This window comes from Dactylosporangium sp. McL0621, assembly GCF_049995355.1.
Classification (GTDB): domain Bacteria; phylum Actinomycetota; class Actinomycetes; order Mycobacteriales; family Micromonosporaceae; genus Dactylosporangium.
The window spans coordinates 6,923,786-6,937,465 of sequence record NZ_CP188259.1 but is presented as its reverse complement, the minus strand read 5'-3'; the positions used below and the strand labels follow the sequence as shown (position 1 = coordinate 6,937,465).

Annotated in this window: 10 protein-coding genes; all 10 read left to right on the top strand. The window is 72.8% G+C overall.

Annotated features, from left to right (window positions below):
- Window positions 1-303 precede the first annotated feature (303 nt).
- Entirely contained in the window at window positions 304-1,911 is a 1,608-nt protein-coding gene (locus ACPPVO_RS32655; protein WP_426502388.1) for a cellulase family glycosylhydrolase, read from the top strand.
- A 777-nt stretch (window positions 1,912-2,688) separates the two neighbouring features.
- Window positions 2,689-3,447, top strand: coding sequence for an SDR family oxidoreductase (locus tag ACPPVO_RS32650; protein WP_426502387.1), 759 nt, complete (start codon window positions 2,689-2,691; stop codon window positions 3,445-3,447).
- 298 nt (window positions 3,448-3,745) lie between these two features.
- A complete protein-coding gene (locus ACPPVO_RS32645; RefSeq protein ID WP_426502386.1) occupies window positions 3,746-5,032 on the top strand; it encodes a hypothetical protein in 1,287 nt (428 codons plus the stop codon).
- Window positions 5,029-6,123 carry a hypothetical protein gene (locus ACPPVO_RS32640; protein ID WP_426502385.1) on the top strand — a complete coding sequence of 365 codons (1,095 nt, stop codon included), beginning with the start codon at window positions 5,029-5,031 and terminating at the stop codon, window positions 6,121-6,123. The genes ACPPVO_RS32645 and ACPPVO_RS32640 overlap by 4 nt, the downstream gene beginning before the upstream one ends.
- Window positions 6,124-6,268: 145 nt before the next feature.
- Entirely contained in the window at window positions 6,269-7,012 is a 744-nt protein-coding gene (locus ACPPVO_RS32635; RefSeq protein WP_426502384.1) for a GntR family transcriptional regulator, read from the top strand.
- A gap of 7 nt (window positions 7,013-7,019) precedes the next feature.
- Window positions 7,020-7,247 (top strand): 4Fe-4S dicluster domain-containing protein, encoded by a 228-nt coding sequence (locus ACPPVO_RS32630; protein ID WP_426502383.1) that lies wholly within the window; start codon window positions 7,020-7,022, stop codon window positions 7,245-7,247.
- Window positions 7,244-8,656 carry an ABC transporter substrate-binding protein gene (locus ACPPVO_RS32625; RefSeq protein WP_426502382.1) on the top strand — a complete coding sequence of 471 codons (1,413 nt, stop codon included), beginning with the start codon at window positions 7,244-7,246 and terminating at the stop codon, window positions 8,654-8,656. Before ACPPVO_RS32630 ends, ACPPVO_RS32625 begins: the two co-directional genes overlap by 4 nt.
- On the top strand, window positions 8,653-9,522 hold the full coding sequence (locus ACPPVO_RS32620) for an ABC transporter permease (RefSeq protein WP_426502381.1): 870 nt from the start codon (window positions 8,653-8,655) through the stop codon (window positions 9,520-9,522). The genes ACPPVO_RS32625 and ACPPVO_RS32620 overlap by 4 nt, the downstream gene beginning before the upstream one ends.
- Window positions 9,519-10,250: an ABC transporter ATP-binding protein gene (locus ACPPVO_RS32615; protein WP_426502380.1), complete on the top strand. Its 732-nt coding sequence runs from the start codon at window positions 9,519-9,521 to the stop codon at window positions 10,248-10,250. Before ACPPVO_RS32620 ends, ACPPVO_RS32615 begins: the two co-directional genes overlap by 4 nt.
- Window positions 10,232-12,898 carry a fumarate reductase/succinate dehydrogenase flavoprotein subunit gene (locus ACPPVO_RS32610; RefSeq protein WP_426502379.1) on the top strand — a complete coding sequence of 889 codons (2,667 nt, stop codon included), beginning with the start codon at window positions 10,232-10,234 and terminating at the stop codon, window positions 12,896-12,898. The genes ACPPVO_RS32615 and ACPPVO_RS32610 overlap by 19 nt, the downstream gene beginning before the upstream one ends.
- The last annotated feature ends 782 nt before the right edge of the window (window positions 12,899-13,680 follow it).

Sequence of the window (13,680 nt, the reverse complement as noted above, 5' to 3'; positions counted from 1 at the left end):
GCGCCCTACGACGCCTCGGACTCGATGACTCCGGTAACTCGATTGATGGACGGCGCCGTCAGTGGTTCGGCGCGGGCAACTCGGTCGCGGCGCGTCAAGAGCATCGGCAATGTCCGAAAGATGCAGAGCCGGTTTGCGGCCGTCGCCGGCAAACCGGCTGCTCAGCGGCCTCCGGCGGTCAGGCGAACATTTCGTCGAAGCGCGTCGATTGACACCCGCCGCGCCCGTGGCAACACTCCTCGCCAGGTTCGGACCGGAGACGCCGCCACGTCCGGCGCTCGAGACCGTACGAGAGGAAACGTCATGAGTTCGAAAGTGAGGAGGGCCGGGCTCGCTGTCTTTGCCGCCACCCTGGTCCTCGCCGGAGCCGTGTACGGCGTGACGAGGTCAACCGCGGCCAACGCCGCGGTGCAGCTGACCGCTCCCCAGCTGGTCGCCGACATGGGCGCTGGGTGGAACCTCGGCAATCAGCTGGAGGCCAACGCCAACGGCATTCCCAGCGAGACGGCCTGGGGCAACCCGGTCATCACCCAGGCCCTCATCGACCGGGTGAAGGCATCGGGCTTCAAGACGATCCGCATCCCCATCTCGTACCTGGGAAAGATCGGGTCCGCCCCGAACTACACCGTCGACTCGGCCTGGTTGAATCGGGTCCAGGAGGTCGTCAACTACGCCTACAACTCCGGCCTGTACGTGCTGATCAACATGCACGGCGACGGCTACAAGAGCGTGACCGGTTCCTGGCTGATCTGCGACGCATCGGACCAGACCACGATCAAGGCCAAGTATCAGAAGGTCTGGCAACAGGTCGCGACGAAGTTCGCGAGCTACAACGATCACCTGATCCTCGAGTCGATGAACGAGGAGTTCGACGGGCAGTACGGCAACCCCACCCAGCCGTGCTACTCGAACATCGTCGCCTACAACCAGATCTTCGTCGACACCGTCCGGCGGACCGGCGGCACCAACGCGTCGCGATGGCTGCTCATCCCGGGCTGGAACACCAACATCGAGTACACGACGGGCAGCTACGGCTTCTCGCTGCCCACCGACGCCTACCGGTCGTCCTCCATCCCCAGCGGCGAGCAGCGACTCATGATCTCCGTGCACTACTACGACCCGTGGGATTTCACGGGCCAGGAGGACGGCAACATCACGCAGTGGGGAGCGGCCGCGACCAACTCGGCCAAGAAGTCGACCTGGGGCCAGGAAGACTACATGGACCTCACGCTGAAGAAGATGTACGACACCTTCGTCACCAAGGGCTATCCGTTCTTCGTCGGTGAGTACGGCTCGATCGACAAAACGTCGGCCGACCCGGCGAACAACACCTACCGCGCGAACTTCGCCAAAGCACTGGTCACCACCGTGAAGAAGTACGGCGGGGCGAGCGCCTACTGGGACAACGGCTACAACGGCCAGTACGGGTTCGGCCTGTTCAACCGCAGTTCCAACACCGTGACCCAGCAGGGCATCATCAGCGCCATCATCACCGCCGCCGGCGGCACGTCCCCCACCACCCCGCCCGTCACGCCGTCCCCGACCAAGACGCCCGTCACGCCGTCGCCCACGACCCCGACGAGCAGCCCGGGTGGCACCGGCACCTGCCGGGTCGTCAACGCGGTCAACGCGTGGAACACCGGCCTGACCAACAGCATCACCATCACCAACACCGGCAGCACCGCCATCAACGGCTGGAGCCTGGTCTTCACCCTGCCCGCCGGGCAGACCATCACCGGCGGCTGGAGCGCTACCTACTCCCCGACCAGCGGCACGGTGACCGCGACCAACGCCGGCTACAACGGCAATCTCGCCCCGGGCGGCTCCGCCACCATCGGCTACCAGGCCAGCCACACCGGCAACGCCGCCGCCCCCACAGGCTTCAAGCTCAACGGCTCCACCTGCAGCTGAAGGTGCGCGGGAAGCCGCAGTGGTTCGACGCGCCCCGATCGGGCCGGACGTTGCACCGTCCGGCCCGATCGGGCGGATCGACTCCGGCGATCAGAACGTCCTCCTTCAGATACGGCCCGCTGGAGGCTGAGATCGCGGCCTTGTGGTTACCGGCCCAGGCACCCACGTGAGCAGCCAGGTACAACATGGCCAGGATCGCGATGAGCGTCGTCGCCAGGTCGGGTCTGTCGCCATGGCCGCGGATTGGGCCGCGCCGCATGATGGCGCACATCGCGGTAGGTGCCGTCGCCCGCTGGGTCGGACGGTGGGCCCTGGTTGCCGCCGGCGTTGCTGTAGTTGGTCCAGGTGTTGGTGTTGCCGCCGACGGTTTCGGCGTGGGTTGACGGCGGCGGTGGAGGTGGCGGGGGCGCCGCGCCGCCCCAGGTGACGTGGTTCGACTCGTGGCCGCCGGCGTTCACCCAGTGGTCGGGTCCGTCGCCGGAGTAGCACTGGCTCTGGGTGGACGCGTTTCCGGATGCGTCGGCCGCCACAGTGAACCAGGTTTACTCAGACGATTGCCGGGCATCGCGTCTCAGCTATTCAGCGTGATCACGCGCGTCGTCCTGGAGTGCTGCTCATCTCAGAACTGCCGCTCGCGCTCCGCCCGAGCGCGGCCGTCCCTGCTGCGCGAGACCGTCGACGTGTGCTGCGCGGGGCGCTGGTCCGCGACGGCGGGACACCCGGGCGGGGTGACCGGTCATCTGCGCCGGGCATGTCCGAAACACCCGGGAGGTTGGCATGACGAACGTTCAGCAGGGCGGCAGGGTCGCCCTCATCACGGGTGCGAGCAGGGGGATCGGCGCGGCCGTGGCCCGGTTGCTGGCATCGCGGGGGATGCGGGTCGTGGTCAACTACCGCAGCAGCCGCGACAAGGCGGACGATGTGGTCGCGTCGATCGGGTCCACCGGCGGCCGGGCGATGGCCGTGGAGGCCGACGTGCGCGACGGGGACGCCGTGCTCGGCATGGTCGAGCAGGTCCGGGCCGCCATGGGCGAGGTGGAGGTCCTGGTCCACAGCGCATTGATCCCGTACGCCATCAGGTCGTTCGAGGAGATCTCGGTCGACGAACTGGGCAGCAAGGTGGAACAGGAGATGCGAGCGGCCTTCCTGGTGACGAAGGCCGTTGTCCCCGACATGACCTCGCGCAGCTACGGACGGATCGTCTACCTCGGCGCCGTGTTGAGCCGGCGGCCGGATGAAGGAATGATCGCGCTCGGAACCGCGAAGGCGGCCTTGAGCTCGTTCGCCCGCTTTGTCGCGCAGGAGCTGGGGCCCCGCGGGATCACCGTCAACGTGGTGGCCCCGGGGCCGGTGGGTGGCCTCCTCCATGCCACCCTCGATCAGGAACAGCAGCAGCGTATGGCGGCCCAGACGGCGCTGGGCCGCATCGCCTCCCCCGACGACGTGGCCCGGACTGTCGCCTTCTACGCCGGCGACGACAGCGGATTCATCACTGGCACGACCGCGCCGGTCAACGGCGGACTGACCATGGACTGAGGCAGGCGCCGACGCGCTGCACGGGGCGCCAACGACCCGGAAGTCTTCGATCAGCGTCGTGGCCCGTCGGCCGGAGGAGCGTATAGATCGAGTTTCCGCTCATGCCGCGGATGATGCGCGGCGGTGCTGCAGTCGTCGTCCGGCTGCTGTTGCCGGTCCGGGACCGCCGGTGTCAGGCCGCGTAGCGCCGGCCGCCCCGCAGGACCTGCGCACGGCAACGGCGGCGCCGGGCCGATCGCGAAAGCCGGGCCCGTTGGGACGATGACGTTCCGGCTGCGGATCGGCCAGCATTGGGGCCGTGCTGGGCCTTGGGGATACGTACGTCGAGGCGGCCGGGCTGTTCGTGGCGGCGGCCGGGCTCGGGGTCGCGGCGTACTGGGCGGTCGCCCGGCGCCGTTCGGCCCGGCTCCGTCCGGCCGGGCCCGTGACGGTCCAGGTGCGCAACAGCGCCGGCGTCTACATCGGCGACCACGGGCACCAGCAGAACTTCTTCCGGGTCGACGTGCCCGCGGCGATGTGGGCGTCGCTGGTGACGCTCGTCGCCTCGGTGCTGGCCGTGGGCGCGGGGTGGCTGTACCTCGGCTGGTTCAAGCCGAGCTTCGCGCCGAACTACCGCACCCAGTTCCTCGTCGACACGGCCGAGACCACCGACCGGGCCGACCTCGGCGCGGTCACCACCGCGCTCAGCAAGGCGGTCGGCAACTCCGGCGACCACGACGCCCTCGCGCTGCGCCGCTTCGGCGGTGAATGCGGGGCGTCGAACAACACGACGAGCCTGACCGGCTTCGGCACCGGCGACCGGCGGCCGCTCGTGACCGCGGCGAGCGGCCTGCGCGCCGGGGGCAAGCCCACGCTGGTGCGGGGCATCGTGGAGGCGGTCGAGGACTTCTCGAAGCCGCTCGGCGGCAAGGCCCGGCAGGTCGACCGGATCATCGTCGTGACCCGGCACGGCGCCGACGCCTGCGACGACGACACGGCGTACGTGGAGCGGGAGATCCGCGAGCGGGTCGGGGCGGCCGGGCTGGCGCTGGAGTTCCGGGTCATCGGCTACCAGGTGCCGGACGGCCAGCACGCCGAGCTGGAGCAGATCACGACCGCGGTCAAGGCCCCGCCGCCCCTCTACGCCGCGAACCCGGCCGACCTGGAGCGGGCCGTGGACTGGTACTCCAATGTGGAGCCGGTCCTGCACAGCGCCGCGGTGATCGTCGACACCCTGAACGCCACCGTGACGAACGTCAACACCGCCGTGGACGCCGTCGTGAACGGCCGCCTCGACGTCGCCGACGCCACGCTCGCCCAGGCGAAACGGGCGGCCGACGACACCGGGGCGCAGTTCGCGGACCTGACCGACCGGGTGAAGACCGCCGACGCCCGTGAGGTACACGACCGGGCCGTGCGGCTGCGGGAGCAACAGCAGCGCGTCGTCGCAGCGGCGTCCGAGCTGCTCGCGACCGCCCGGGCCGGATCGCCGCTCGAGCCGCCGCTGCAACGGTTCCGGCTCGTCGCGGCCGACTACAACAGCGAGGTCAACGCCCTGAACCAGGTGCTGGCCGCGCTGCGCGCGAAGCTGACGGCCGGCCCGTGAACGCGGCCCGGGCGCGGCGCCGGCCGCTCGTCGTGCAGCTCGTGGTGCTCGCCGTGGCCCTGGTCATCGGCGCGGCCGACCTCGTGGTCATCTTCGGGATGCCCGCCTACCGGACCGAGCTGCTCGTGGACGCCTCCCAGGACGCCGGCGACTTCACGGCGATCGCCGACGCCGTCGGCGCGGCGGCGCAGAACGCGGCCGACGGCGACTCGCTGTCCCTGCGGCGGTACGGCGGCGCGTGCGGCGACGGGCACAACACCGCGACGGTCGTCGGCCCCGGCACCGGGCACGGCGGCCCGATCGGCGCGGCGGTGCACGCCCTGAAACCGTCGGGGCGCCCCACGCTGCAGAGCGGCCTCCTGGCCGCGATCGGCGACTTCGCGGGCTACTACCCGTTGCGGGGCGAGCAGCAGAACCGCATCATCGTGGTGACCTCCCACGGCGCCGAGGCCTGCGCGGCCGACCAGGCCGCGGTGAGCCGGGCCGCCGCCGAGGCCGGCGTGCGGCTGGACTTCCGCTTCGTGGGCTACAAGGTCCCGAAGGACGAGCAGCCGTCGTACGCACAGCTCGCCGCCGCGACCGGCGCTCCGGTCCCCAAGTTCGTCACCACCGCGGGGGAGCTCGACACGACGCTGAAGGCGCTCACGGTCCCCAGGTCGCCCGAGGCGCAGCACGTCGCGGTCCCGAGCCCGTCGCCGTCGGCTCCGCTGGCCGACGGCGAGCATTACGTGTACATCAAGGGGATCGACGTGCCCCGGCGCCGGCTCACGGTCGACGAGTTCGAGTACTACACCCGTGAGCAGGCGAAGGCCGAGGAGCAGAAGGACGGTCTCGGCCCGGACTACGAGGACGACGGGTACTACTCGCGCAACCCCGACAAGAAGACGGTCGACGTCGACGTGGCCCCCGACCTCAGGATCGCCCTCAACATGCTCGACGGGTCCGCGGGGGACCCGCAGCACATCCGGAACGTCAGCCTGGACGAGCTGTCCGCCATCTTCGCCCGGCAGCCGTTGGCGCCGAACGAGTTCTTCAGGCTCACCATGGTGGGCGGCCGTGTCACCGTGCTGCAGGAGATCTGGCGGCCCTGAAGTGTCCCGCCATGCGGACGCACCGGTGGCGTAACCGGCGTACGGCGGCCGATCCCCGCAGCTCAGTGCGCTGCTTGCGCCGTCCGGGGTGGCGCAATCCCGTACCACTTCCCATCAATCCTATCGGCTTAGTAGTGTCTGGCCCGTGAATACGGTCATCGATGCGCACCGGCGGCGGGCCGATCGCGCTCGCCAGGTCGCCGACGTGCTGCGCCATCAGGTGCTGGACGGGGCGTATCCGGACGGGGCGCTACCCCGCGAGGAGCAGCTGAGCCGGGACTTCGACGCGTCGCGCAACACCGTGCGCGACGCGCTCGCGCTGCTCGTGGCCGAGGGCCTCGTCGAGCGAGTCCCCGGCGTCGGCACGACGGTGGTCACGGGAAAGTACCCGCACGGCCTGCACCGGCTCATGGGCCTGGCCGAGACGCTGCGCGACCACGGGGAGATCACCAACGAGGTGCGCGCCGTGGCGATCGTGCGGCCCCCGGCGGCCGTGGCGCGGCGGCTGGGTCTCGGCGGCGGCGACCGGGTGGTCTACGTCGAGCGGGTCCGGCACCTCTGCGGGCTGCCGCTGTCGCTGGACCTGACCTACCTCGCCCACGACATCGGCGAGCCGCTGCTCGGCGCCGATCTCGGCCACCGCGACATCTTCGGGCTCATCGAGGAGCTCGCCGGGCAGCCGCTGGGGACCGCGGAGATCTCCCTGGAGGCGGTCAACGCCGACCCGCACACCGCCGCACTGCTGGAAACCACGGACCGGGCGGCGCTGCTCATGGCCGAGCGGCTGACCCGCCTCGCCGACGGGCGCCCGGTCGACCTGGAGTGGATCCGCTTCCGCGGCGACCGGATCACGATGCAGGGCGAACTGCGCCGCACCGGCAGCGAATAGGAGCGCCATGCCGATCGTCAACCAGCGCGTCGACGTGCCCGTCACGATCGACCCGGACCGGTGCCTCGACGGATGCACGCTGTGCGTGGACGTCTGCCCGCTGGACTCCCTCGCCATCGACCCCGAGACCGGCAAGGCCTACATGCACGTCGACGAGTGCTGGTACTGCGGGCCCTGCGCGGCCCGGTGCCCCACCGGCGCCGTGACCGTCAACATGCCCTACCTGCTCCGGTGAGGCGCATCGTCGCGGCCGCGGCCGCGGTGCTGCTCACCGCCGGCTGCTCGGTCGCCGCGGCCGACTCCACCGCCGAGCCCGTCGTCGTCGGGTACCAGTCCAAGACCATCAACACCGTCACCGCCGGCACCCTGCTGCGGGCCAAGGGCTTCTTCGAGCAGCGGCTGAACGAGCTGGGCCGGCGCAACGGGCACCGGTACAGCGTCGTCTGGCAGGACTACGACACCGGCGCGCCGATCACCGCGCAGATGATGGCCGACAAGATCGACATCGGCTCGATGGGCGACTATCCGCTGCTGATCAACGCCGCGCGCGGGCAGCAGAGCGCGCAGACCCGCACGAAGCTCGTCGCCATCACCGGGTACAACTCCCGGGGTGGGCTCAACAGCATCGTCGTCGCGCCGGACTCACCCGTGCACTCGCTGGCCGACCTGCGCGGCCGGACCGTCTCCACCAGCGTCGGCTCGGCCGGGCACGGCCTGCTCGTCCAGGCCGCCCGCAAGGCGGGCCTCGACCCGGGGAAGGATTTCAAGACCGAGAACCAGCAGCCGCAGGTCGGCGCGAGCGCTTTGCAGTCCGGCGCGGTCGCGGCGCTGTCGCAGTTCGTCGCGTGGCCCGGGCTGCTGGTCTTCAACAACCAGGCCCGGGTGTTGTACGACGGAGGCGCCCTCGGCGTGCCCACACTGCACGGCGTCGTGGTGCGCGAGCGGTACGCGAGCGAGCACCCCGACGTGCTGCGCGCCTTCCTCGCCGCCCAGCTCGACGCGACCGGCTACCTGCACCAGCACCCGCTGGAGGCGGCGCAGGCCGTCGCCGACGCCACCGGCCTGCCGCCCGAGGTCGTGTACCTGTACAACGGCCCGAACGGCGTGTCCACCTTCGACGTGACCGTCAAGCCGCTGCTGCGCGACGCGCTGGCCCAGGACGTGCCGTTCCTCAAGGAGATCGGCGTGCTGCAGCAGGTCGACCTGGCCGCGTTCGTCGACGACCGGGCGATCCGCGAGGTCGCCGGGGCCGGCTACGACCGGGACCTCGCCGGAACCGCGAACCCCGCGGCCATCGCCGGCACCGACGCGGTCTGCGGCCGCCCGGTCACCGACCCGGCCCGGGCCGGCGAGATCTGGCCCGCCGGGGCCGCCGCGACCCAACCGGCGGCCACGCCCACCTGCCTGCTGCGGGCGCTGCGGGCGCTCACGACGACGCCGCGCGCCGCCTACGTCCCGGACACCGTGACCGGCACCCGCTGGTTCGCCGACCGCAGCGTGTGGGTCCGCGACCCGTCGGCCGGGGAACAGGACCGGTTCAAGCCGTTCACGACCGCCGACGGGGCCCGGTCCTATGTGGACGCTCATCCGGGGTCGGCCGTGGTGTCCTTCGCCGAGGCCAGGTCCGGGGCGGGTGCGCCGTGACCGCCGCGACCGTCACCGAGACCGCGGCGGCGGCAACGGTACCGTCGAGCCGGCGCCCGGCCGCCACCCGCCGGTACCCGCGCTGGCTGCGCTGGACGGTCCGCATCGCCTCCCTCGCCGCCGCGCTCGCGCTGTGGCAGTGGGCCAGCGCCGCCGGGCTGCACCTGTTCCTGCGCTTCGACCGGCTCCCCGGCCCGCTCGCGGTGGCCGACGCGTGGGGCGGGCACCTGGGCACGGCGCAGTACTGGCTCGACGTCGCCCAGAGCCTCGTGCGCATCCTGACCGGCTTCGCGCTCGCCGCCGTCCTCGGCGTGGCCGCGGGCATCGCGGTGGCGCGCTCCCGGATCGCCGCCGACGTCCTGCAGCCGCTGTTCGAGGTCGCCCGGCCGATCCCGGCGATCGCCCTCGTGCCGGTCGCGATCCTGCTGTTCGCCACCGACGAGCAGGGCATCGTGTTCATCACCGGCACCGCCGCGTTCTTCCCGGTCCTGGTCAGCACCCGCCACGCCGTGCGCGCCCTGCCGGCGGTGTGGGAGGACGCGGTGCGCACCATGGGCGGCGGCCGGCTGCGCGTGCTGGGCACCGTCGTGCTGCCCGGCATCCTGCCCGGCGTCTTCGGCGGCCTCTCCGTCGGCATGGGCGTGGCCTGGATCTGCGTCATCTCGGCCGAGATGATCTCCGGTGACTTCGGCATCGGCTACCGCACCTGGCAGGCCTACACCATCGTCGACTACCCGGGCGTGCTCGTCGGCATGGCCACCATCGGCGTGCTCGGCTGGCTCACCTCCGGCGCGGTGGAGCTGCTCGGCCGCCGCCTCACCCGCTGGCTGCCGGCCCGCGGCACCGGCACCGGGGGCCGGTCGTGATCGCCCTGCGGGCCGCCGGCGTGACCCTCGGCTACGGCGGCACGGCCGTCCTGCGCGGCGTCGACCTCGAGGTGCGCCCGGGGGAGGTGCTCGCCGTGGCCGGCCGGTCGGGCTGCGGCAAGTCGACACTGCTGCGTGCGTTCGCGGGCCTGCTCGCCCCGCAGGCGGGCACGGTGCTCGCCGACGGGGCGCCGGTGCGCGGTACCGCGCCGGAGCGGGCCCTGGTGTTCCAGGACGACGCGCTGCTGCCGTGGCGCACCGCCCGGCGCAACGTCGAGCTGCCGCTGGCGATCCGCCGCGTGCCGCGCGCCCAGCGCCGCGCCCGCGCCGAGGAGTGGCTGGCCCGGGTCGGGCTGGCCGGGCACGGGCGGCGGCTGCCCGGCGCCCTCTCCGGCGGCATGCGCCAGCGGGTCCAGCTCGCCCGCACCCTCGCCGGGGCACCTCGCGCGGTACTCATGGACGAGCCGTTCGGGGCGCTCGACGCCCAGACCCGCGCGGCCATGCAGCGCCTGCTGCTCGACGTGCTCGCCGACGCGCCCGCGACCGTCGTGTTCGTCACCCACGACGTCGACGAGGCGCTGCTGCTCGGCGACCGCGTCGCCGTCCTCGCCCCCGACGGGGTGCGCGACGTCCTCGACGTGCCCGGCGGGCGCGGCCGGGCCGGAGCCGCCGCCGCTCGTACCCGCATTCTCGAAGCCCTGGAGGCCACGTGCGCCCCGAACCCCTGACCGAGCGGCTGGAGCTCGACTGCGACGTGCTCGTCGTCGGCGGCGGCACCGCCGGGACCATGGCCGCCATCTCGGCCGCCGAGGCCGGGGCGCGGGTGCTGCTGCTGGAGAAGGCCCACGTGCGCCACTCGGGCGCGCTGGCCATGGGCATGGACGGGGTCAACAACGCCGTCATCCCGGGCAAGGCGACCCCGGAGGAGTACGTCGCCGAGATCACCCGCGCCAACGACGGCATCGTCGACCAGCGCACCGTGTACCAGACCGCCTCCCGCGGCCACGACATGGTGCGGCGGCTGGAGGGGTACGGCGTCAAGTTCGAGAAGGACGAGCACGGCGAGTACGCGGTGCGCCGCGTCCACCGCTCCGGCAGCTACGTGCTGCCGATGCCCGAGGGCCGCGACGTCAAGAAGGTGCTCTACCGGGTCCTGCGCGAGCGGCGGATGCGCGAACGGGTCCGCATCGAGAACCGGGTGATGCCGGTGCGGGTCCTGACCCGCGACGGCCGGGCGGTCGGCGTGGCCGGGCTGCACACCCGCACCGGGCAGTTCGTGACCGTCACCGCCGGCGCGGTCGTCCTCGCCACCGGGGCCTGCGGCCGGCTCGGCCTGCCGGCCAGCGGCTACCTCTACGGCACCTATGAGAACCCGACGAACGCCGGCGACGGCTACGCGATGGCGTACCACGCCGGCGCCGAGCTGTCCGGCATCGAGTGCTTCCAGATCAACCCGCTCATCAAGGACTACAACGGCCCGGCCTGCGCCTACGTCGCCAACCCGTTCGGCGGGTACCAGATCAACAACCGCGGCGAGCGCTTCGTCGACTGCGACTACTGGTCCGGCCAGATGATGGCCGAGGTGGCCCGCGAGATCGCCTCCGCCCGCGGCCCCATCTACCTCAAGCTCACCCACCTGCCGGAGGAGACGATCGGCCGCCTCGAGTCGATCCTGCACACCACCGAGCGGCCCACCCGCGGCACCTTCCACGAAGGCCGCGGCCACGACTACCGCACGCACGACGTGGAGATGCACATCTCCGAGATCGGGCTGTGCGGCGGCCACTCGGCCTCCGGCGTGTGGGTCGACGAGCACGGCGCCACGACCGTGCCCGGGCTGTACGCCGCCGGCGACCTCGCCTGCGTGCCGCACAACTACATGATCGGCGCGTTCGTCTTCGGCGACCTCGCCGGCCGGCACGCGGCCGGGCACCTCGCGCCCGGGCCGCTGCCCGAGGACCAGATCGCCGCCGCGCACGAGCTGGTCTACCGGCCGCTGTCCAACCCGGACGGCCCGCCGCAGCAGCAGGTGGAGTACAAGCTGCGCCGTTTCGTCAACGACTACCTGGCGCCGCCGAAGACCGCGGCGAAGCTCGACATCGCCGTCGAGACGTTCGAGCGCATCCGGGGCGAGATCGACGCGATGAGCGCCCGGACGCCGCACGAGCTCATGCGCTGCGCCGAGGTGACCTTCATCCGCGACTGCGCCGAGATGGCCGCCCGCGCCTCCCTGACGCGCGCCGAGAGCCGCTGGGGCCTCTACCACGAGCGGGCCGACCGGCCCGGCCGCGACGACGACTCCTGGTTCTGCCACCTGAACCTGTACCGCGGCGACGACGGCGCCATGCACTTCCGCAAACGGCCCGTCGCGCCGTACCTGGTGCCCGTGCCGGAGTTCGTGCCCCTGGACATCGCCGAGGAGGAGCTCGTCGCGGCGCCGGCCCGCGAACACGTCACGGCCCGGGCGGGCGCGGGCGGCCGTGCGGGTGGCGCGCCGGCGGCCGACGACCGCCTGCTCGACCTCGTCCGGCTGCTCGACGCCGAGCCGGACCTGGACCGGCTGCGCCCCTTCCTGGCCGACCCCGACCCGGCCGTGCGGCGGACGGCGGTGGCGGGGCTCACCGAGGCGGTACCGGACGGCGCCGCGCACGCCCTCGCCGGCGCCCTCGCCGACCCCGACCCGGGCGTGCGCGCGGCCGCGGTGACGGCCCTGCGCGAGCTCGCCGACGTCCTGCCCGCCGGCTTCGGCCCGGCCCTGCGCGCGCACGCCGGCCACGCCGACCCGGGCGTGCGCGCGGTCGTCGCCGAGCTGCTGCGCGTCACCGGCGACGGCCACCGCGGCGACTACACCCGGGCCCTCGGCGACGACACCCCGGCCGTGCGCCTGGCCGGCATCCGCGGCCTGGTCCGGCTCGACGACGCCGAGGGCCTGGCGGCCGCCGCGGCCGACCCCGACCGCGAGGTGCGCGTCGCCGCGGCGCACGGGCTCGGCACCGTGGCCGACCGCCGCGGCGCGCCCGCCCTGCTGCGCCTCGCCCGCGACGCCGACCCGCTCGTGCGCGCCGCGGCCCTCACCGCCGCGGCCGCGCTCGGCTGCCCGGGCCCGCTCGCCGGCGCCGCCGCCGACGGCCTGCGCGACCCGGCCTGGCAGGTCCGCGAGGGCGCCGCGGCCGGCCTCGCGGGCGCGCCGGCGGAGGTGGCGGTGCGGCCGCTGCTCGGTGCGGCCGGCGACGGGAACCTCGACGTGCGGCGGGCCGCCGTCCGGTCGCTGGCCCGGTGGGCCGGGCGTTCCGACGTGGCCGCGGCGCTGCGGGCGGCGGCCGAGGACCCGGACGCCGACGTGCGCGCGTACGCCCGGCAGGGCCTGGCCGGGTAGCCTTCGTACCGGCCGCGGGTGGGGCCGGAGCGCACGGCGATGAAGATGACGAAGACCACGACGCCGATGCAGATCCAGCCGCAGATGCCGAATGCGCCGAGGACGAGCCGGTCGCTGCTCACCCCCTTGTCCGCCGTCGAGCGGTGGTTGGCGGGGTCAGGGCAGATGGTGCTCAGGTCGGCCCGCTCCGCGTCGCTGCCGTTGTCCAGCCGTTTGCGCTTGAACTCGGCGTTGACCGCGCCGAGGCAGTCGGGGTGGGCGTCGGCGTAGCGGGTGTACTCGTACCAGCTCGTAACGCACCGCCTCTCGTTCTTCTCGCTCTCCAGGCCCAGCCCGGGCGGGGCGTACACGCCGAAGCTGACCGCGTTGCAGACCCGTCCGACGTCGTAGGCCCCCTCGGACTCCGGCCGCAGCGCGACCCGCTCGGCGGCCCGCGGGTTCTGCTCGCAGTGGTGCTTGGCCAGCGCAATCACCTCCTCGGCGACGTACGCCGGGGAGTCGAGTAGTTGCTGGTAGCGCTCGCACGCGGTCGAGTCGGCGGCGTTCGCCGGGCCGGCGCCGAACGTCACCGGCCCGAGCGCGGCCAGGAGAACCACGACGGTTCCCGCCAGCCGGCGTCGTCCCATGGTCGTGGCCCCTTTCGATGCGTTGCCAACCATGCAACGCGCCGGCGGGCCGGACTGCATCGAGCGTTCGGTTCAAGACGATCACCATTGGGGCGCCGACACCCCGACCAGCGTGGTGCCGGTCCCGGCGAGGAGGTAGCTGACGAGGTCGCCGGG

What these genes read in the sequence shown, in the direction of transcription:
- ACPPVO_RS32655 (WP_426502388.1), top strand. Translation starts at nt 304, where the DNA reads ATGAGTTCGAAAGTGAGGAGGGCCGGGCTCGCTGTCTTTGCCGCCACC.
- ACPPVO_RS32650 (WP_426502387.1), top strand. Translation starts at nt 2,689, where the DNA reads ATGACGAACGTTCAGCAGGGCGGCAGGGTCGCCCTCATCACGGGTGCG.
- ACPPVO_RS32630 (WP_426502383.1), top strand. Translation starts at nt 7,020, where the DNA reads ATGCCGATCGTCAACCAGCGCGTCGACGTGCCCGTCACGATCGACCCG.